The organism is Levilactobacillus mulengensis (assembly GCF_003946045.1).
GTDB lineage: Bacteria > Bacillota > Bacilli > Lactobacillales > Lactobacillaceae > Levilactobacillus > Levilactobacillus mulengensis.
The window spans coordinates 32,841-53,554 of sequence record NZ_RHNW01000005.1 but is presented as its reverse complement, the minus strand read 5'-3'; the positions used below and the strand labels follow the sequence as shown (position 1 = coordinate 53,554).

At 50.1% G+C, this 20,714-nt stretch carries 14 protein-coding genes; 13 read left to right on the top strand and 1 reads right to left on the bottom strand.

Annotation, left to right across the window (positions count from 1 at the left end; translation table 11 throughout):
- Positions 1–14 precede the first annotated feature (14 nt).
- On the bottom strand, positions 15–923 hold the full coding sequence (locus EKM84_RS06395; RefSeq protein WP_125764874.1) for an ArsR/SmtB family transcription factor: 909 nt from the start codon (positions 921–923) through the stop codon (positions 15–17).
- A 209-nt stretch (positions 924–1,132) separates the two neighbouring features.
- Between EKM84_RS06395 and EKM84_RS06390 the strand changes: the two genes are divergently transcribed.
- From EKM84_RS06390 to EKM84_RS06335, 13 genes are all read left to right on the top strand, one after another.
- Positions 1,133–2,566: an alpha-N-arabinofuranosidase gene (locus EKM84_RS06390; RefSeq protein ID WP_125764872.1), complete on the top strand. Its 1,434-nt coding sequence runs from the start codon at positions 1,133–1,135 to the stop codon at positions 2,564–2,566.
- 16 nt (positions 2,567–2,582) lie between these two features.
- Positions 2,583–4,004: an MFS transporter gene (locus tag EKM84_RS06385; RefSeq protein ID WP_125764870.1), complete on the top strand. Its 1,422-nt coding sequence runs from the start codon at positions 2,583–2,585 to the stop codon at positions 4,002–4,004.
- Between the two features lie 37 nt (positions 4,005–4,041).
- Positions 4,042–5,850, top strand: a complete 1,809-nt coding sequence (locus tag EKM84_RS06380) for a family 43 glycosylhydrolase (RefSeq protein ID WP_125764868.1) — start codon at positions 4,042–4,044, stop codon at positions 5,848–5,850.
- Positions 5,851–5,885: 35 nt separating this feature from the next.
- Positions 5,886–6,743 (top strand): alpha/beta hydrolase, encoded by an 858-nt coding sequence (locus EKM84_RS06375; RefSeq protein ID WP_125764866.1) that lies wholly within the window; start codon positions 5,886–5,888, stop codon positions 6,741–6,743.
- Positions 6,744–6,759: 16 nt separating this feature from the next.
- A complete protein-coding gene (locus tag EKM84_RS06370) occupies positions 6,760–7,545 on the top strand; it encodes an alpha/beta hydrolase (RefSeq protein WP_125764864.1) in 786 nt (261 codons plus the stop codon).
- Between the two features lie 180 nt (positions 7,546–7,725).
- Entirely contained in the window at positions 7,726–9,348 is a 1,623-nt protein-coding gene (locus EKM84_RS06365) for a glycoside hydrolase family 43 protein (RefSeq protein WP_125764862.1), read from the top strand.
- A gap of 343 nt (positions 9,349–9,691) precedes the next feature.
- Positions 9,692–11,242: a glycoside hydrolase family 43 protein gene (locus tag EKM84_RS06360; protein ID WP_125764860.1), complete on the top strand. Its 1,551-nt coding sequence runs from the start codon at positions 9,692–9,694 to the stop codon at positions 11,240–11,242.
- Positions 11,243–12,240: 998 nt separating this feature from the next.
- The gene (locus EKM84_RS06355) at positions 12,241–14,067 is read left to right on the top strand and encodes a DUF2207 domain-containing protein (protein ID WP_125764858.1); all 1,827 of its coding nucleotides are present in this window, start codon (positions 12,241–12,243) and stop codon (positions 14,065–14,067) included.
- A 372-nt stretch (positions 14,068–14,439) separates the two neighbouring features.
- Positions 14,440–17,538, top strand: coding sequence for a YfhO family protein (locus tag EKM84_RS06350; protein ID WP_125764856.1), 3,099 nt, complete (start codon positions 14,440–14,442; stop codon positions 17,536–17,538).
- Between the two features lie 144 nt (positions 17,539–17,682).
- Positions 17,683–18,597 carry a prenyltransferase gene (locus EKM84_RS06345; RefSeq protein WP_125764854.1) on the top strand — a complete coding sequence of 305 codons (915 nt, stop codon included), beginning with the start codon at positions 17,683–17,685 and terminating at the stop codon, positions 18,595–18,597.
- Positions 18,598–18,789: 192 nt separating this feature from the next.
- Positions 18,790–19,089, top strand: coding sequence for a hypothetical protein (locus EKM84_RS06340; RefSeq protein ID WP_125764852.1), 300 nt, complete (start codon positions 18,790–18,792; stop codon positions 19,087–19,089).
- Between the two features lie 94 nt (positions 19,090–19,183).
- Positions 19,184–19,321: a hypothetical protein gene (locus tag EKM84_RS14160; protein WP_164511335.1), complete on the top strand. Its 138-nt coding sequence runs from the start codon at positions 19,184–19,186 to the stop codon at positions 19,319–19,321.
- A gap of 130 nt (positions 19,322–19,451) precedes the next feature.
- Positions 19,452–20,672: an RNA-guided endonuclease InsQ/TnpB family protein gene (locus EKM84_RS06335; RefSeq protein WP_125764850.1), complete on the top strand. Its 1,221-nt coding sequence runs from the start codon at positions 19,452–19,454 to the stop codon at positions 20,670–20,672.
- Positions 20,673–20,714 lie beyond the last annotated feature (42 nt).

Here is a 20,714-nt window from a genome sequence, read left to right as displayed (position 1 = left end):
TTTTTTATGCCCAGCTAGTCGCTCTTAATTTTCTCCTGGTAGTAGGTCCGGAAGCTAATATCCTGATTGTAATTACCAAAGTGCTTGCCAAAGATCGTGCAGCCACCGCAGTGTTCAGCGGTTTTAGGTACGGAGAATCGTAGCGTCCAGTTGTCACGTTTAGCATCGATATCTGAGATGGTGACATCGGAGAAATGGTGACCGTCGATAAAGGTCCCATACTCAGAGATTCGAATCGTTTTTAGTAAACCATATTGATTCATATCGCTGTAGACCCATTCGGGCGTGAATTTCCCCCGAACGTCGGAGAAGTCACCGGGGCTGGTCCAGGTGCCCAGCGTCTTACCCGCCAAGGAAAGGGTAATATCGGACAGCCAATTGTTATTTGAGAACGGAAATTCTGAACTCAGCTCAACATTAAATTCAATCATCTTGATCTGTTGGTCGGGGGCCAGGTAGTTGGGTACCGTGTATTCAACGAAGCCGTTGGAGAACCACAGCATCCCAGCATCGGTTCGTTCAGGATTCATAAAGTATTTGGGATTGTCGACCTTGCCAATGAAGCCGGTTTGACCAGCTAGGCCACATGTTGGGGCAACTTGGTAATGGGTGTATTGCCCAATGGGAATATTGAATTCGTATTTTTCATAGGGGACGTAAAGTTGCTGGGGAAAATGAATGGTAATGTTGTCGACCGTTAAGATGGAGATTCGCTGATTTCCGTGCTTTTCGGTGCGAATAATATGTGCAGCTTCTAACTTGTTCAAATGCATGATGGTGATGGTACTGCTGAGGCCTACAGCCGTCGCAATTTCCTTCACGTTCATCTTTGATTTTGACAGTAAATTGATGATTTCTAGTCTGACCGGATTATCTAACGCCGAGAACGCCGGCAATGAATTATTTGTAAGTGATAAATCCATGAATACATCTCCTAAGTAGTCTATATGTTACTAAGCCATCTTACCGATAGGTCAATTATACTCCCTTGATAACGAAAATGATTAGTAGATTCAAATAAAGTTAAGCAATCAACAAAAACGATATTGACTTCGACTTTGCAAGCGCTAACATAGGGTTGTGCACAGGAATACAAGATATCTTAACTATTACTTATTTGGAGAGTGAGCCTATGAAGGCGAAAGTTACGGATGAGTCAAATGACAAGATTCTGATTAGTAAGTATTTACAAGGACAATTTGCAGAGCATTTGGGGCATGGGATTTACGATGGTATCTGGGTTGGCAAGGACAGCCCAATTGAAAATGTCAATGGACTGCGGAGCGACGTGGTCAATGCGCTGAAAGACTTACATATTCCAGTGCTACGTTGGCCCGGCGGTAGCTACGCTGATGAGTACCATTGGGAAAATGGGATTGGGCCAGTGGATCAGCGGCCAAAGACCATCAACCATAGTTGGGGTGCCGTAGTTGAAGACAACTCCTTCGGGACGGACGAGTTCTTTGAACTTTGCCGCCAACTGGGGTGTGAAGCCTACATCAACATTAACTTAGGTAGTGGGACCGTCAAGGAAATGGTTGATTGGATCGAATACATGACGGCCGATGGCGATTCTTACTTCGCTAACTTACGGCGGCAAAATGGTCATGCGGCGCCTTACAAGATTAAGTTCTTGGGATTAGGCAACGAAGCTTGGATGGGCGGCGGCTTTATGAGCGCTGAGTACTATTCAGACGTTTACCGGCGCTTCCAGACCTACGTTTCAGAATACAACGGTCCAATGTACAAGGTTGCTAGTGGTCCTAGCGATGACGATTATGCCTGGACCAAGGAAGTTACGGAACGCGCTGAACCCTTTATGGATGGCTTAGCCTTACACCATTACGCCTTAACTAATGGGTGGAACGACAAGGGTGACGCGGTCGACTTTAACGCTGAAGATTGGACGAGCTTATTGAACAGTGCCCGTCAAATTGACGACATGATCTCCCGGCACCTGGAATTGATGCCAAAGTCCACGGACTTGGTTGTCGACGAATGGGGGACTTGGTTCCAGCCGTTGAAGGGCACGAACCCCGCCTTCCTGATTCAACAAAACACGATGCGGGATGCCGCTGTTGCTGCCACGTCACTGAACATCTTTAACAAGTATGCTGGCCGGATTAAGATGGCGAACATTGCACAGATGATCAATGTTTTGCAGAGTATGGTGATGACCGAAGGCGACAAGATTATTTTGACGCCAACCTACTATGTCTTCAAGATGTACCAGCTACATCAAGATGCCCGGTTGTTACAAGCATTCCATGAAATGAACAATGACTTAAACTACACCGTTTCAGAAAAGGACAACAACTACATCGTTTCTGTATGTAACGTTAATCCTGATAAAGCACACGAGTTAACCCTGACTTTGCCTAAAGCAATTGGCGACATCACCTACACGAAGTGCTTGAACCCAGCTGAAATGAATGCGCACAACGATCTTGATCATCCAGATGCCGTCGTCGACAAGGATTACGCAGACTACACGGTCACGGGTAATGAACTCAAGATGAACTTGGATCCACGAGAAATTGTGACGATGAAGCTTCCTATCAAATAGAGTGGGGGAAAATCTTTTGGAAAATAATGAAGCGCAAAGCGTACAAGCTCAGGTAATGCCAAAGCTGAAATTCACAGAAAAGTTGGGTCAAGGGATTGGCTCGATGTCCGTCAACCTGATCTTTAACGTGGTCAGTACCTATCTGTTATTCTTCTATACCAACGTTTATGGATTGAAGCCAGCAGATGCCGCGTTAATGTTCTTACTCGTTAGAATTATTGATGCGGTTGCCAGCCCAGTTTATGGGACGTGGGTTGACAAACGAACGACTAAATTTGGTAAATATCGTGGGTACTTACTTTACTTAGCCATTCCTTATGCGGTCTTATCCGTCCTTTGTTTCTACTCAATTGGTGGCGCTTACACATTCAAACTTGTTTACGCGTACACGACTTACGTTGGGTTATCCTTACTGAACACGTTCCTGTCACCATTAGGTGCGATGCCAGCTGCCATGACGCGGGACAACGATGAAATTGCCCAACTGAACGCTTACAGCATGTTCTGCTCAAACGTTGGTGGGATGTTGATCTCATTTGGGGTACCATTCTTAGTTACTGGTTTCTCTGGCGCCTACACCGGCCAAGCTTCTCAAAAAGGTTGGTTCCTGACGATGGGTATCTTCGCCATCATGGGTCTGATTGGGTTACTCTTTGCTTTCACCATGATTCACGAACACTACCACATGTCTGCTCAAGCAACGGACGATGTTTCCTTTAAAGATATCTTTGTTCAAATGAAAGTCAACAAACCATTTGCTATTTTACTGGCCTACCTCATCTTGGCCTTCATTTTCATGAGTATTGTTAACTCATCCGGTTCTTACTACGTAACTTACAACATGGGCCGTCCTGATTTATTGAAGTACTTTAACTTGTTAGGGTCACTTCCTTCATTTATCTTAGTGCCATTGTTCCCATGGTTTAAGCGTCACATGGGTCGTAAAGGGTTGATGCTCGGTTTCAGTGGCGTCTTAATGTTAGGTCTCTTGATCATGTACTTTGGTAACGCCCACAGCGTTGGCTTGGTTATGACTGGTAAATTATTAGCTTCCATCGGGATGATCGTTACCACTGGTTACATGTGGGCCTTCGAAACCGAAGTTGTTAACTACGGTGACTGGAAGTTAGGCAAACGTGAAAACGCTATCATCAGTTCCGTTTGTTCCTTCGCCGTTGCCTTAGGTTTGGCTTTAGGTGGTGTGGTTCCTGGTTACTTCTTGAAGTTTATCGGCTTCAACGCTAGCTTGAAGATGCAAACCGCAAGTACCTTACACGGTATCTTGACCATGCAATCCTTATTGCCACTGATCTTCATCATTGCCGGGATGATTCTGTTTATCTTCTACCCAATCACCGACAGCAGCATGAACAAAATGAGTGCTGAAATTGATGCTCGTAACAAAAAGGCTGAACAAGAACAAGCAGTCGAAGACTAGTCAGTCGATCCAGGAGAACTTACGAGGTGGTTAGCTTATGAAAAATTATCAATTACTTTGTTATGAACGTGATCCGTGGAACGATGAGGGCTATGACGCCAAGTTATCTCACTCAATGCATTTAGGGATTTCCCAAAATGGGTCAGCCTTTAAAGCGTTGAATCACAATTATGGGGTGCTTTTCCCTAAGGGTATTGAAAAGGACGACGGCAGTATCGACGCGAAAACGTTGATTCAACCCTGCATCTTCCAAATCAATGACACCACATTTGGTATCTTTGCGATTCAAACGGGTTCCAAGGCTGAGAATGACTTAACCAGCAAAGGTGAACTCCTGTGCTTCACGACCGAAGATTTTGTCCACTATCAACAATTGGCGTCAATCAAGGTTGGCAACGACGTGATCTTAGAGGTCAGAGTCGATGGTCAGATGGCCCAGAAGGTCTTCTGGCGGGAAGTTTCCGGCAAGTGTTACGCCGCCAGCTTCTGGTTTAATGCAGACACCCAGGCATTTGAAATCAGTGGTAACGAACAAAGTGAAGTTGCTACGATTCCGAACCAGCCCAAGGTTGCTGCCGAAAATATTGATGGCTGCATTCCTCGTGGGGAGATTAGCATTAGTGATGCCATCGGTGATTATCTGCTGAATAAGTTAGATGAACCGTACAACACGGCTAATGAGCTCCCTAAGGAAGTCACAGTCGGTAGTCAGCAAGAATTAGAAGAGGTTAAGGCTGTCGCGAAGTATAGCGATGGGACCGAGACCAACAAACGTGTCGATTGGTACAGTCGCAACATTGACTTTACCAAGCCACAAAGTCTTACAATCAAGGGTCGGATTCACCAAGATCACTTTATCTTCCCAATGGCGTTAGACCGTGCAGATCCTTGCATTGGTCGCTGGCAAGATAAGTATTACTTCATTGCCACGAATGATGCGGACCGGAATCATAGCTTGTACATCCGTGAAGCCAATTCAGTTCCTGAATTAGTGACGGCACAAGAAGTTAAAATCTTGGACAGTAACATGTACGATACGATTGGCAACCTGCTCTGGGCGCCAGAATTTCATATCATCGATGGCCAGCTGTTCGTGTTCCACTCAGCCACTATCGACCGGTTTGAAGACGTGCAGTCGTATGTCATGGCTTTGAAGCCAAACGGCAACCCCATGTTAGCTAGTGACTGGTGTGAACCTAAACGGGTGGTTAAGCCCAACGGTGACCCGCTGATCAAGCAAGGGATTACGCTGGATATGACGGAATTTCAAATCGATGATCACATTTACGTGACCTGGTCGCAACGGCAGTTTGTGCCCAACGATTTAGGTGCTTGGCTCTACATTGCTGAAGTGGATGCTGCTCATCCTTGGCAAATGATTTCGGACCCCGTCGTGATTGCCAAACCCATCTATGGGTGGGAAAACAACCGCGCGCCAGTTAATGAAGGACCATTTGCGATTCAACGAAACGGTAAGGTGTACTTGACCTATTCTGGGGCGCTGATTGATGACAGCTACGTGGTTGGTCTGATGCAAATCGACCGGGAGTTGTCCCCGTTAGACCCAGAGAATTGGCAGAAGAGTAACTACCCAATCCTGACGTCCAACACGGTTGCCGGCGAATTTGGCCCCGGTCACAATGCCTATGTTATTGATGATGACGGTCATTACTGGAACAGTTACCATGCGCACCCAGGTAAAGAGGGGCCACGGAGTTCTGGTATTCGGCGCGTGCACTTCGATGTTGATGGCGAGCCAGACCTAGGGATGACCGAGGACCTGGACCTCAAGCCACAACTGGTCAATGTTGCCTTACAGGTGAAGATTGACCCGAAGAAAAACTAAGTTGTTTAGAGAACCAAGAACAAGGGGTTGAGTGAATGATTAGCAGTTACTTGTCGTCGAATGATCATTACGCGGGGATGTACTCAGTGATCCCAAACATTTCCTACTGTGAAGACGGCGGAGAACCCAACCAAGTGTTGGATTTGATTGTGCCGTGGCGCCTGTCCTTAGAGGGCCCAACGGATCAAACGTTTCCTGTGGTGGTCTTTGTTCAAGGAAGCGGCTGGCAAACCGGTGATAATGGTTTCGAAGTTATTCAATTAGCAAACCTAGCGAAGCAGGGCTACGTGGTGGCCATGGTCAAACACCGCAATGCGTTTGAGGGCCATCCGTTCCCAGCCTTTCTCCAGGACGTCAAATGTGCCATTCGGTTTTTGCGGGCACATGCCGCGCAGTATGCGATTGATGCTGATAAGGTCATTGGCCTGGGTACCTCTTCCGGGGGCAATGCGATGCAGTTGGTCGGGTTGACCGCGGGTGATCCGCGCTACGAAACGGCTGATTACGCAGGATTCTCGGACAAGGTTGACGTGGTTGTTAGCTGTTTCGGCGTGTCAAATGTCGTTGCTTTGAAGAATCAAAAGGAATTTGTCGAAGTGACCCAGCACTTGGAAAATACCGAGTTTCCCAAGACACTTGAACAGATGAGTCCCGTCTATCAAGTTCGCCCCGACCAAAGTTATCCGCCATTTCTGTTGATGCACGGGTCCAAGGATACCTTGGTACCCTATCAACAAATGCCAGAAATGGCCGAATGTCTTGACCGCAACGGCTATGAAGTGGAAGCGGTTACGGTATCAGGTGCCGACCATGAGAGTAATTTTTGGAGTGCGGCTGTTTGGGACAAGATTGCCAGATTTATCACGAAGCATCTGCCAACCGACAGTCGATAGCGGGAGGAGATAGGCAATGATTAAACAGTTATCAACGGAAATCAACGGGTTGACCTTGCGCGGAACGGCGCATATCCCAGACGGCGTGACGGGTCAACAGCCAACCGTCCTGATGTTTCATGGATTCAGTTCGAATCGTGACGAGGCGTTTAATTCCTTCGTCTACATGAGTCGCTTACTCAACAAAAATGGCATCGCAGCAATTGCTTTTGACTACGGTTACCATGGCGAGAGTGACGGGGACTTCATCGACTTTACCTTCAGTCAGGAACTCGAGGAAAGCCGCGCACTGGTTGCGTTTGTTCAGACACTGGATTTCGTTGATACCCAGCGCTTGTCGTTACTTGGCATGAGTTTGGGCAGTGTGGCCGCTAGTATGACAGCGGGGCAGCTCCCAAACGAGATCAAGTCACTGTGCATGTGGTCACCAGCGGCGGTCTTTGTTGATGAGATTGCCAACAAACACGTGTTGCAGGGCAAGTCGACGGATACGGTTTCCCAGACGGGTTATCTGGACTTCAATAGCTTAAAACTAGGACCGGCGTTCTTTGCGGATTTACAAAACATTCAAATCTACGAAGAGGCTGCCAAATTTAAGGGCCCAGTAACCATCATTCATGGGGATGCGGATAACATTGCACCGCTCAGCTACTCAAAGAAATATCAAAGCGTTTATCAACAGCCAACAAATCTGGTTGTTGTGCCAGGCGCCAGTCATGCTTGGAACTCAGTTGCTGTGAAAGAAACGTTGCTTAAAGAAACTCTCGGGTTCTTCAAGGAGACGTTGCTAGGCCAGAAATAGCCGTCACGGCGGTTCCAAAATGATGACGAAAGATGGGGATTCAGGTCTGGCGAGCTTGCCAGGTTTGAATCCCCATTTATTCGTTATTCGTGCTATCAAGTTTGTTATCAGAAGTATTTACGGTCGAACGAAAGGCCCTGTTAAATTAAATTTCAGTTTACACGAAAGGATAAATTTCTTATGAAAATTCAAAATCCTGTGTTACCTGGTTTTAATGCCGACCCCAGCATGATTCGGGTGGGTGATACCTACTACATTGCCAACTCAACTTTCGAGTGGTTCCCTGGCGTGCGGTTACACGAATCTAAAGATCTGGTTCACTGGAACCTGTTGCCATCACCACTGTCCACGAAGACCCTGCTCGACATGACGGGTAATCCGTCCTCTGGGGGCATTTGGGCGCCAGATTTGAGCTATGCCGATGGTAAATTCTGGCTGATCTACACCGATGTTAAAATTACCGATGGACCATTCAAGGATATGATCAACTACCTGACCACGGCGACCGATATTCACGGGCCATGGACGGATCCCATCAAGATCAACGGGGTCGGCTTTGATGCCTCCCTGTTCCACGATGAGAATGGGCGTAAGTACCTGGTGCAACAAACCTGGGATCACCGTGAGTATAAGCAATCCTTTAACGGGATTACATTGACCGAGTTCGATCTGGATACGATGCAACTGAAGCCGGAAACGGCCCGCAACATTTACAACGGTGATGATGTTAAGTTGGTCGAAGGGCCACACCTGTATCAAATTAACGGTTATTACTACCTGTTTGCCGCTGAAGGCGGGACCGTCTTTACCCACCAAGAAATCGTGGCACGCTCCAAGACGCTCGATGAATTATCCTTTGAAGGCGAACCAGACGGGCCATTCATTACGAACGTGGACACGCCTGATTTCTACCTGCAAAAGCAGGGCCACGGGGCCTTGGCCTCAACGCCGGGTGGCGAATGGTACTACGCTTCGCTGGTTGCCCGTCCTTGGAACCACGCCAACGAATCCAGTCATGATCCGCGTGGCTGGAGTACGTTAGGCCGGGAAACTTCCATTCAAAAGGTCGAATGGGATGACGCTGGTTGGCCACGGGTTGTTGGCGGTCACGGTGGTCAAGTTGAGGTGGAAGCCCCTAAGGACGCTATTTTAACCGATGCGCCCAAGGATCACTCGCAACACGATGACTTTAGCAAATCCACGCTGGACCTCAACTGGAACACGCTGCGTCAGCCATTTACCCCTAAATTGGGGACAGTCGGCGACGGCAAGCTGAAGTTGGTGGGGCAACAATCCTTATCTAGCACCTTCGACGTGTCCTTCGTGGCGCGGCGCTGGCAAGCCTTTAATTTTGATGCCGAAACGGAAGTTAGCTTCGATCCATTCAGCTACCAACAAATGGCTGGTTTGGCTAATTTCTATAACGATAAGCACTATTCCTGGATTTTCATCACGAACGATGAGAAGAAGGGTCGCGTGATTGAAGTTGCTCAAAACGACGACAATACCTACACGTCTTTCCTGAAGGACAACGCAATTCCGGTTCCAGCAGATGCGAAATCCGTTTGGTTCAGAGTCCAAGCGCGCAAGGAATCTTACACGTACCAGTATTCCTTTGACGGTAAGACTTGGGAAACGGTGCCAGTCACGTTAGACGCCGCTATCCTGTCCGATGACTACGTCCTACAAACGTCAGGTGGCTTCTTCACTGGCGCCTTCGTTGGGCTAGCAGCTGTCGATTATGCAGGGTACGAACAGGTGGCTACGTTTGACCACTTCGACTACCAAGAACTTCCTGACTAAACGATTTTCTCAGGCACTATATGTGTGGAGAGTTTGTCTGGCCGGGTTATCAATCTAGGGTCACGATTTGCCCAATGGGTGACTGAATATGTCGTTAAGCAGATTAATTGGCGGAAATTAGTGGTGGGTGTATGATGGACCCGCTCAAGTGGTTTTGTCACCGTTGGCTGGATTGAGGCCGGGAAACTGGTCAGCTGGCGGGGCACCCGCGTAGCAAATTAGACTGTATGTGTAAATAGACGACACTTTTCGGTTCTTGCCGGAAGGGTCGTCTATTTTTGTGGGTAAATGGCAGGTATTGAGGTTATTAGATGTTTGAAAATAAAACTAGGTGGCGTAAATAATGGCAAATGTACAGTATGAAAATCCCGTTTTACATGGATTTTATCCGGACCCCTCAATTTGTGCGGTGGGGCAGGACTTCTATTTGGTCAATTCCACGTTCTCTTATTTCCCAGGGATTCCAGTCTTTCATAGTCGAGATTTAGTTCATTGGGAACAGATCGGCAATGCCTTGAATCGGGATTCGCAGGTGAGTCTGCGGGGAAATGATGATTACGAGGGCATCTATGCCCCCACGATTCGCTATAATCAAGGAACCTACTACATTATCGCAGACCATGAAACGACGAAGAACCGTGGTGGCATGTTTGTTGTCACAGCCCAAGACCCACGAGGGCCATGGTCTGAACCGCGTTTTATTGATGCGGCCGATGGGATTGATCCGAGTTTGTTCTTCTATCAGGGCAAATGCTACTTTGCCGCGACGCATGACAATTCAGCTGGGCCAAAGTATCCTGGAGATAAGGAAATTTACGTTGCTGAATATGATTTGGAAACGGGTCAAATTGGGGACACGACGCCGGTTTGGCAAGGGGCCTTACGGAACGTTGTTTGGCCAGAAGGTCCGCACCTGTATCACCGGGGCGATTACTTCTACCTACTGATAGCAGAGGCGGGGACGTCGCACCAGCACGCGATGACGGTTGCCAGAAGTAAAAATATCTTCGGGCCCTACGAAGGGGATTTGGATAATCCCATTCTCACACATCGTTTCTTGGGCAAAGACTTCCCGGTTAAAAACGTTGGCCATGGCGACTTTGTTCAGGCTTATACGGGCGACTGGTACTTTGTGTGCCTCGGTAGTAGACAGTGTGAGGGCTATGTCAATCTGGGCCGGGAAACGTTCCTGGGTCAGGTCCAATGGGAGGATGGCTGGCCGGTTTTGAATCCCGGCCTCGGTCGCCTGGCAACACACGGAGAACTGAATCTTCCTAGCCAGACAGTTCCACAATTAGCGAATAAACTGACTTTTGAAACGGATAAAGCAGATTTACGGACGCTATATCTACGTAATCCTTACCGCGACCACTACGTTTTGGACCAGCAAAAACAGGTGTTGAAGCTAGTTTCTTCCCCGAAGTCGTTGGCAACCATGGACTCGCCAACATTCTTGGGGATTCGGCAAAGCACCATGACGGGGACCTTTGAAGTGGCCTTTGGCGAGGTCGTCATCCCGAACAGTCAGGTGGGCCTGGCGGTTTATCAGAGTCATACGCACTTTGTGACATTTATGATCGGTGAAGTTGACGGGCAATTTGCGTTGACGGTGACGAAGCATCTGGATGATCAGGAGACCGTCGTTGAAACGATCACCTGTCCAGAGATGCCGAAGAAACTGATTCTCAAACAGCACGGTCAGAAGCTGTCATTTGGGTACTTTGACGAGGCCATCGGCAATTATCGTTGGCTAGCGACTCAGATGGCAACGAGTTTCCTAAGCACCGAGGTCGCTGGTGGCTTTGTGGGCTGTGTGGATGGCGTTTATTGCTACGGGCCAGAGGGTCAAGGAACCGCTGAAGTCCGGTCGATTACGGTGAGTGATAGTTTTTAGGAATATCTAATAGGCGACCCTTTCCGGCCAATACCGGAAGGCTCGCCTATTTTTCTGCACAAAAATAGACCCCAGCGAGGCGTGTCGTCGGGGCCTGGCAAATGCATGTGTTTCTTAATTCTTGACTGAAGGTACTGGATTGGTTTGACTAGTTAGGGGTGCCAATGCAATCCATAGGTGGGTGCTGGTTGGTAACGCCCATCTACAGGCTTAATAGTAATTGAGCAAGGTGGGAAACACAATCAAAGTGCTTCACAATCGGATTACCGGGCGATTGGTTGAGTTGGCGGGCTATTAAGCCGGTGGGTACGAAAGCGAGACAGACTAGGCGGTGAATGGGTGTCACTCCTGTATTCTAAAGAAGTCGTCGATTTAGGTGACGATTGAGAGGAGTGAGCAACTTGTTGGATGCTTTCTTATTTCCACTGGCGGTGGGATTACTGGTCGCTTGGTTTGCCGATTGGCTAAGTCGCAGACATCGGAAATAATTTTTTCGATTTTTAGCTCGCCAGTTTTGTAGCTTAAAACTAAAAAACACCTCAACGACTGCAATCGTTGGGGTGTTTGGCGTGTTTGTTGAATGCTTTCAAATACATGATACAAGGATGGTGTTGAAATAGCAATCAAAGACAACAGCAATCGTGTTATGGGGTTATTAGTTGTGCGGATTGGTTAAGTCGTAAATATCGGAAGTAAGTGTTCCTTAGCCCACCAGTTCGCTTTTAGAACTAAAAAAACACCCCAACGAGTGCAATCGTTGGGGTGTTTGGTGTGCTGAATTCTTTTCCCTCCATTATAGTATCTGGCTAACCAGTAAATAGCAATCAAAGATGACGACAATCGTGTTACTGGGTTATTAGTTGTAGAAAGGAATCTTCGCGTAGTCCAAGCCATTAGTGGAAACCGACTGGCTAGCCCGAAGTTTCTTGGCCAACGAATACCCACCTCGAGGGCAATATGCTACACTAAAACAAATACGGGGAAACGGGGGAATGAACATGCGAAAGGGAACGGGACTGATTTGGAGCTTAGTGGCAGTGCTGACCCTGCTATTGGTGTGGGGCAGTACGCCCGTGACCGCTTCAGCCAGCTATAAGATTCAACCATTTAACGTGCACGTGACTGTCTTGAAAAATGGGGATGCCAACGTCACGGAAACGCTGACGTACCACTTTAATTCGGACTTTCACGGGGTTTTTAACGTGCAGGATCTGCGGGGCATTCGGGGCGGCAAACTCACCGAGGTGCAGACGCAACTCAATGGTGGCAAGGTCGTGACGGCCAAGCCAGCCAGCAATCAACAAGACAATACTTATCAGCTGACGCAGACCTCTAAGCGGCTCAAGGCCAAGCTGTACCGGTCAGTACATGCGGGTAATCGGCTGAAAGTCACGTATAAATTTCACTTGCGTGGTGTCATCACGAACTACCGCGACACCGCTCAGCTCAATTGGCGCGTCATTGGGGGAGGCTGGGAGGTACCGCTGACCAACGTGAAGGTCACGATTCAGTTACCAGCGAAAAACATCACCCAGCTGCAGGGCTGGACGCACGGGCCTTTAGACGGCCACACGCAGGTCAATCGCGCGGCCGGGACCGTGACGATGACGGTGGCCAATAATCCTTCAAACAGCTTTATTGAGAGTCACCTGCTCTTTCCAACCAGCGTGACGGCGACCAACCCCAACCGCGTCGCGAAAAATCGTAAAGCCGCGGTCCAACGGCAGGAAGCCGCCTTGGTCGCGGATGCCAATGCCCAACGAAAGAGTCGGCGCCGGCTCGTTTACGGTGGCTACGTGGGCTTACTCGTGGCGTTGGTGGCGACCCTCGGTGGGTCCTGGTGGTGGCTGAAACGCCATCCGGCCAACGTCTATTCGCGGCCGATTCCAGTCGACCACTTCTTCGACGTTCCTCGCGTGACACCAGCCTTGGCGGAATCGCTAGTTGATGCGCGGTGGCCAAATACCAATGCATTAACGGGGGACATCATGATGGCGGCGGGCAATCACCAGCTCAAAGTGGAAACGGTGAAGGCTGGCCGACGGGACACCGTCCGGATCACCAAGACGGGGACCGTGGACAATTATTTCTTGCAGAAATGTTTCGTTCGCCTGGGTGCCAACGACAGCTTCACGTTAAAAGAGCTCAATGCATTTGCGAAGAAGGATAAGAAGGGGAAGGTCGGTAAGTGGTTTGAACACTGGCAAACGGGCATCGACGAGCAAACCGACCAATACCAGGATGACGCGAACATCACCTTGCGCCAACGGTTAGTCTGGTTGGCAGCGGGCATCAGTGCGCTGGTTATCGCGTTGGTCATTTTCGCCTGGGTCATGGGGATCGACGAGTTTGCCCTGACCGCGGGTGGCGGCGTGATCTTGCTGATTGGCGTCTGGAGTTACGCCTTGGTTCAACGGCGTCGCATCGACCGCAACAACACAGAAGGCCTGATTTTGGTCAACGAAATCCAAGGCTTTCGGCGGATGCTCAAGGACATTGGCCACTTTAACACGGCTAAGATTGGTGATTTGATCTTGTGGGAACAAATCCTGCCGTACGCCGCGGCCTTTGGATTAGCCAAGCAAGTTGCTCGGAAACTGGAAATTGATTTTGGCCGGGCAGAAGTAGAGGCCAGCTTTATCGATTTCTATCCACTGTACTTCGCTAACGTCACGGGGCAACCGTTGGGCGATGCGATTGGCAGTAGTGTTGCCGGCTCGATTAAAACATCGAACGACCTGAGTTCCACATCTGGTGGCTCCGGGGGGTTCTCCGGCGGTAGTTCGGGCGGATTTGGTGGCGGTTCCGGCGGTGGCGCGTTCTAAGGCCGGTCGCCTACAACAAAAAATCGTTAGACCTCGGTCGCCATGAGCAGTTTCCAAGCTCGTGGCGACCTTTTGTGTGGACCAGTTAACGGACGCTGGCGTTCCCAGCAAAAGGGTGGTTTTAGCAAAATGTTCCATGTGAAACATTACAATCGGGTATCGTCTGGCGAGAATCATTGACACGGAGCGGTTTTCTTGCAAAAATTGAGGTTAACTTAGCTAACACTGACGCCATTTAAGATTGTGGTCGGCGTCTTTGGAAGTGACATTTTAATTGTAATCAAAAAAATGATAATTTGTTGGTTGGTCCGAATTAGTCGGCAGACAGGGGACGGATCAGACCAGTAACCAAATGAAAACGGAGGGAACGAAATGAAAATCGGACACCGCCAGTGGCCGCTGTGGGGGCTTTACACCTTAGCGTTTACGGTGATTGCGGCATTGGGGTTTGGCGTGTTTGGCCTGGCCAATCGCACCATGATCTGGTACATGGACGGGGTGACGCAACACTATCCCGTCATTTTAGAGCTGCACCGCCTACTGACTAAAGAGGGGGTCGGCGGGCTAGCTGGTTGGTCCTGGACGATGGGGCTGGGGGCCGACAAACTGACAACGCTGGCCTATTACGTTCTCGGCGACCCGTTTGCCTACGTGCTAGCGCTACTGCCAACGAAATTTTTAGAGGCGGGGTTCGGCTGGGCCATTATTTTGCGGCTCTACGCCACCGGACTAGCCTTCCTAGCACTGGCCAAACGATACGTGTTTAAGCCCAGCAGTCGTCTGTTGGGGGCCGTCACGTATGCCTTTACCGGCTATTCGCTGATGGTGGGTGTCCATCACCCCTTCTTCCTCTTGCCCATGATCTGGCTGCCTCTATTATTCGTTGGCATCGACCGGATCCTTCACGGTAAGGGGTGGGGGCTGCTGGCGTTGATGACCGGGGTGACGATCCTCAGTAATTTTTACTTTGCCTATATTTTGGGACTGGGGAGTCTGATTTACGCGGTGATTCGCTACCTGCACGTCAAGCAACAGGGGACGCTGGCTGTGAAATTGCCGGTGGTCATTGGGCGTTTCTTGGCCGCCGCCGGGCTGGGTATCTTAGTTTCTGGCGTGTTGCTAGTTCCCTCACTTTTAATGATGCTCAATTCCACGCGGACCGGCTCAATTTTTGCCAACGGCCTGTGGCTCTATCCGATTGATTACTATTTGAAATTAGGTAACGCCGTCCTGACGACCGGGAATACGCTAGATTATTGGAGCGTGCTGGGGTTGAGCGGCATTTCCTTCTTCGGCTGTGTCTATACGCTGGTTCATTGGCGGCAGCATAAATGGGTTGCGGGGACGCTCGTTGCCGTAGCCATCGGCTTGCTGTTTCCGGCCGTGGCCGCGGTCTTCAACGTGCTGTCGACGCCATCGAACCGCTGGATCCTGCTGGCAGCCGTGCCAGTCGGATTGGCGACCATGACGTTAGCCGACCAGCTGCCGACCCTGACTAACCGGGACCGCTGGTGGTTGGCGGGCAGTGCGGCTGGCCTGCTGGCGCTGGTTTACCTCGGTAATGGCTTGGTCTTTAGCAATCCTGGCCGCGACCTAATTACCTACGGCCTCCTACTGGCGTTAACGGCGATTCTTGTGGCCAATGCGCCAGCTCGCGTCACGCTGGGCTTGGTTTGGACGCTGGTTGGTCTCAATTTGGTCAATAACGCCTGGGGCTATTACGACCCGAACGCGGGGGTCCAGGCGACCCAGGAACTTCGGCGGGGCGATGCGACCCACTACATTCAGGATTACTTTGATGGTGCCCAAACGGTGGCCCAAAAGGCATCGACGTTCAGTCGGGTCGATGCCACGCGGAACTTTAATCTCTTTCGCACGGTCGGCAACAATATGACCATGACCCACGGCCTCCACGGCACAATGTCGTATTTTTCCGTCCAAAATGGCTACGTGGGGCAGTTTAGCCGCGACCTGCAGAACTCGGAGTACGCAATGAACGCGCCGATTGGACAGGGGGATAGCCGGACCACACTGAACCAGCTGCTGGGGGTCAAGTATCTCTTTGCTCGCGAGGATCAGGTGGCCGCGCACCAGGCCTTACCGTATGGTTATCACGCACAGAAGAAGGTCTTCACCGAGAAACCGGTCTACGCGTTATCCAATGGGGTGGGCACCCAGGTGTTGACGACTAAACTGGCTTTCCCGTTGGTCTACACGCAACCGCACGCCCTAACAACCGCGGCTTGGCATCAGCTTAGTGGCGTCGACCGGGAACGGAGTTTGACACAGGGCGCCGTCACGCCAACTGCGGTTAAGGGTGTGAAGACAGTGGATTACCAGTCGCCTAAGCGGACGCTGGGGTACACGGTCACGCCCAATGCCGTGCCGGTGATCGACAGCACCAACAAGGTCGTCCAGTATCGCCTGAAACAGGGGCAAGCGGGGATCAAGGCCGGACTTAACGAGAAGCAACAGGATATGTTTGGCAGCACGCTGAAAGCGCCCAAGCTGGCCGTGGATGAGAATGGCTTGATCAGCAAGCAAGATATGCGGCAGTATGGGCCAATGGTCGCACTGAAGCAGAACCGGCAGGCGTTGAACCGCGTGTTGACGAAGAATCAGACAATTTTAAAGCAAACAACCACGGCGAATGCCACGGGCCTGCACCAATTAACTAGTGATGCACAGGACAATCCACTTAGCTACACGTTGACGCTGAACCGGCCAAAGCGGGCGCAGGGGACTGAGCTGTATTTGGAACTCAACGGTATCACCTCTGAGCAATTGACCACGGCCGGTCAGCTCCAGGCACAAGACAACACCAGCGTGCTGGGCGCCACACCGCGCTCGGCGCTGACCAAACTGAATGCCTGGCGCGCCGCCACGCGGACACCTGACCTGGGTGATTACTGGGTCACGGCGAAAACGCGTAACGCGGCCAAGACGTTCTCCCAATTTGGCATCGATAACCTGTCCGACTACGAGCCCAAGCAGCATGTGCTGTTGAACCTGGGGTATTCGCGCCAGCTCCGCAAGACGGTTGACGTGACCTTTAACGCGACGAAGCAGATCAATTTCAAATCGGCACGGTTGATTGCCGTCCCATTTGGCAAAGCTTATAATCAACAGGTTCATCGCGTTCAACGGCGGGGCCTGCAGCATGCGCGGGTCACGAACAATCAAATCACCGGGGACCTGACAACGCGCCAGACCAGTGTCATGACAACGTCGGTTCCGTACTCAACGGGCTGGCAGCTGACGGTCGATGGTCGGTCAACCCAGACGTTGGTGGTCAACGACGGTTTTGTTGGCGCTCGGCTGCCTAGCGGGACGCACCGAATCAAGTTAACGTACCAAACGCCGGGGCTCAAGCTCGGCTGGATGCTGACGGTGGTCGGACTCATCGGTTTAGCTGGTGAAGTCGATTGGTGGCATTGGCGTCAGAGGAAACGGCAAAGCAAACTGAAGTAAACAGACTAGGGTATCGCGACTGTCCATGGGGCGGAAGTGACACCCTCTTTTAATAACAGAAATTTCGGTGAGCTTGGGGGCCAGTTTTGCGCTGTAAATTTGGTAAACTGGGGACAGTGTCAAACAATGTGGGGAGTGAGGAAAATGTCACGGTGGCTAACGTGGCCAGTGTTTTACGAGTTAACGGAGATCTACACGGCGCCACTCAACGTTATGTGGTTTATCCTGGGCGCAGCGATTGCCCAGTTCTATGCGGGAACGGTCAACTGGGTGAACGTTGGATTGTGCCTGGTAGTGGTTTTTATTTTTGATCTGGCGGTCAACGTGGCCGACAATTACTATGATTATCAGCACGCCCACGACCGAGCGGGGTACGCGCAGCAGACCAATCCGGTTGGCCGATTAGCCTTGCCAGAAATGGGGGTCGCCCAACTGGCCTGGGGCCTGTATGCGTTGGCTGCGGTGCCGGGGGCAATCCTAGTTTGGCGGACGGGCTGGCCGGTGGCGGTCTTTGGCATCGTGGGTTATTTGATTGGCATCTTTTACACGGCCGGACCGCGGCCCATCAACGCGACGCCGTTCTCCGCAATCATCGTGGCGCTGGCGATTGCCTTTCTGATTCAGCTGACCTGCGTTTACGTGTCCATCTACGGTCAGCGGCCGCTCACCTGGACCATGGTGGGGGCGACCTTCTTGCTGTGCCTGCCGTTGACGTTGATCTTCTTTACGCTTCAAATGGCCAACGATACGGCTGACCGGTCGGAAGACATTGCCAATCATCGCTACACGCTGGCCTATTACCTGGGGCAACGGGGTTCCGTGCGGTTGATTCAAGGGGTTGTAGTTCTGGGTAGTCTGTGGCCGCTGGTCAACGTGGCCCTGGGCCTCGCGCCGGTGTGGACCGTGCTAGCAGTTCTGTTGTTGCCCGTGATGTGGCGGGGAATGCGGCCGTTCTTTCGGGTCCAGGACAAGCGCCAAACGTTCATGACAATGGTCAAAAGTGCGTCCTTATTTTTCGTGGCGTACCCACTACTGTTCGCGTTAGGTGCCTGGTTATAGGCTGGAAATGCCGGGGTTAACCCGGGTTATAGTTTGAAATAGTGGCGTCGATTCTGGGGTGATTACCGGGAATCGGCGTTTTATTTTTCCTCCGGTGAGATTGTTTGGGGGCGTGGCGATTTTGGCTATGCAAGCGTCCCAAAGTAAGGTATTGTGGAAGGTGTAGTCAGCAGGTGAAGGAGCTAGCTAGCCATGAACCGAAGTATGAAACCTTACTTAATCATTTATGATATCTGTTGTATCGGGAGCCTGGTCGCGTTGCCAGCTCTGTTGGTGTTTGCCTCGTTTCGCGATCAGCTGCTGTATGCGGTCTTGATTGGCGTGGGCATCGGCGACTGGCTGACGCGGTCACTAGCGTTACGACGATATCAGCAAAATTATGGTTACTACCGCGTAGCTTGGCAGTTGCGCCGAGTGGTGTTGGTCTTACTCGCGGTGATGGTGGTGTTGGCAATTTTGCTGGCGGCAGTTGCACGGATACAGGGCAGTTAGATTAACGTGGGGACGTTGCTCTAACGGGGAAAATATGCTCGGGTTAACCCGGGTTATAAGTCGGACAGAATAGTCTTTCCTGGGGAGGAAAATAATGACAGCACACGTTCGTAGTTATTTGCGGCAACAGATTTTTGACGGCTTCTTTTTCATCGTGGCGGTCAACATAGGTATTCAAGCTGTGCCTAAGTTCAGTGAGTGGTATTGGCAGCGGGGAAGTAACTTTTATTAAGGACTAAGCAGAAAACCTGCGATTTTAATCGCAAGATGAATGCCAGCACTTAGTGATTTTTCTCGAAACATATGTTCCCCTAAAGTGCTAGACATGGTATACTTGACCCAATCTACAGGGGAGGTATCCATTGGTTGAACTAGGACGAACAATCAAGCTGAGACTCTATCCAAACACGAATCAAGCAGATCAATTTCTAGCAATGAGCCAGGAATATCAACGCGTAGCTAATGTTGTTAGTCAATGGATTTTTGACCATGAGTTTCAGTTAAGCTGGCTAAAAATCAATCACTATCTGTACAAAATATTCAGACAAGAATCACCGCTCAACAGTCAGATGGTCCAATCTGTTTTTCGGACAGTTGTGGCTCGCTACAAGACCGTCCGAGAACAAATGAAGCAGCATCCTTACCGTTACCAGAACGAAGAAAAGGAGTGGGTTCAAGTTCCTAGAGACCTGAACTGGTTGGTGAATCCCATCCAGTTTCGTCGGCCACAAGCAGACTTGGTACGTCAGAGTAATTACTCTTTTGTAGACAAGATGCAACAGATCTCAATCACCACTCTAGGTAAACGAACTAAGTTGGGGTTCACTGATAAAGGATTCGAGAAGTACTTCACCGACGACTGGAAACTGGGTACCGCTAAGCTGGTCCACACCCAGGGCAAGTGGTTTTTGCATATTGGTATCACAAAGGAAGTTAGTGATTTCAATCCCAAGGATAGCCCTCAAATTGTGGGTATTGACCGTGGCCTGCGCTTTCTAGCGACTATCTTTGATAGTGAAGGCAAGGTACTATTCTTTGATGGTCAAAAAATCTTACTTAAGCGAAAGAAGTTCCTGGAGATTCGTCGGCAACTACAAAGTAAAGGTACCAAGTCTGCCAAGAAAAAGCTGAAGCGACTAGCGCAACGAGAGAACCGCTGGATGACTGATGTGAATCATCAGCTAGCTAAGACACTCGTTGCACGATACGGTTCGCATACACTTTTTGTCCTGGAGGACTTAACCAACGTAACATTCAACACCGATGACTTACCTAGGTCCCTTCGGAATAGCCATCGCTCTTGGTCCTTTTTCCAGCTAGAGTCTTTTTTAACATACAAGGCTCAGGCCATTCAGAGTACCGTTGTGAAAGTGAATCCAGCATTTACCTCACAGAGATGTCCGAAGTGTGGCCTAGTTGAGAAGACTAATCGTCATCACGAAACTCACGAGTATTGGTGCTCTCAATGTCAGTATCGTTGTAATGATGACCGATTAGGCGCAATGAATATTGAGATGCTTGGTCAAGAATGGTTAAGCGGTGTCAAGCATCCCAAGATTAAGAAACTAAGGACTGTTGGGTAGATCCTGACAGTTAAACGGGTAGCCGTCAATTACCCGATGATG

What these genes read in the sequence shown, in the direction of transcription:
- EKM84_RS06345 (WP_125764854.1), top strand. Translation starts at nt 17,683, where the DNA reads ATGTCACGGTGGCTAACGTGGCCAGTGTTTTACGAGTTAACGGAGATC.
- EKM84_RS06365 (WP_125764862.1), top strand. Translation starts at nt 7,726, where the DNA reads ATGAAAATTCAAAATCCTGTGTTACCTGGTTTTAATGCCGACCCCAGC.
- EKM84_RS06390 (WP_125764872.1), top strand. Translation starts at nt 1,133, where the DNA reads ATGAAGGCGAAAGTTACGGATGAGTCAAATGACAAGATTCTGATTAGT.
- EKM84_RS06375 (WP_125764866.1), top strand. Translation starts at nt 5,886, where the DNA reads ATGATTAGCAGTTACTTGTCGTCGAATGATCATTACGCGGGGATGTAC.
- EKM84_RS14160 (WP_164511335.1), top strand. Translation starts at nt 19,184, where the DNA reads ATGACAGCACACGTTCGTAGTTATTTGCGGCAACAGATTTTTGACGGC.
- EKM84_RS06380 (WP_125764868.1), top strand. Translation starts at nt 4,042, where the DNA reads ATGAAAAATTATCAATTACTTTGTTATGAACGTGATCCGTGGAACGAT.
- EKM84_RS06350 (WP_125764856.1), top strand. Translation starts at nt 14,440, where the DNA reads ATGAAAATCGGACACCGCCAGTGGCCGCTGTGGGGGCTTTACACCTTA.
- EKM84_RS06340 (WP_125764852.1), top strand. Translation starts at nt 18,790, where the DNA reads ATGAACCGAAGTATGAAACCTTACTTAATCATTTATGATATCTGTTGT.
- EKM84_RS06360 (WP_125764860.1), top strand. Translation starts at nt 9,692, where the DNA reads ATGGCAAATGTACAGTATGAAAATCCCGTTTTACATGGATTTTATCCG.
- EKM84_RS06370 (WP_125764864.1), top strand. Translation starts at nt 6,760, where the DNA reads ATGATTAAACAGTTATCAACGGAAATCAACGGGTTGACCTTGCGCGGA.
- EKM84_RS06355 (WP_125764858.1), top strand. Translation starts at nt 12,241, where the DNA reads ATGCGAAAGGGAACGGGACTGATTTGGAGCTTAGTGGCAGTGCTGACC.
- EKM84_RS06395 (WP_125764874.1), bottom strand. Translation starts at nt 923, where the DNA reads ATGGATTTATCACTTACAAATAATTCATTGCCGGCGTTCTCGGCGTTA.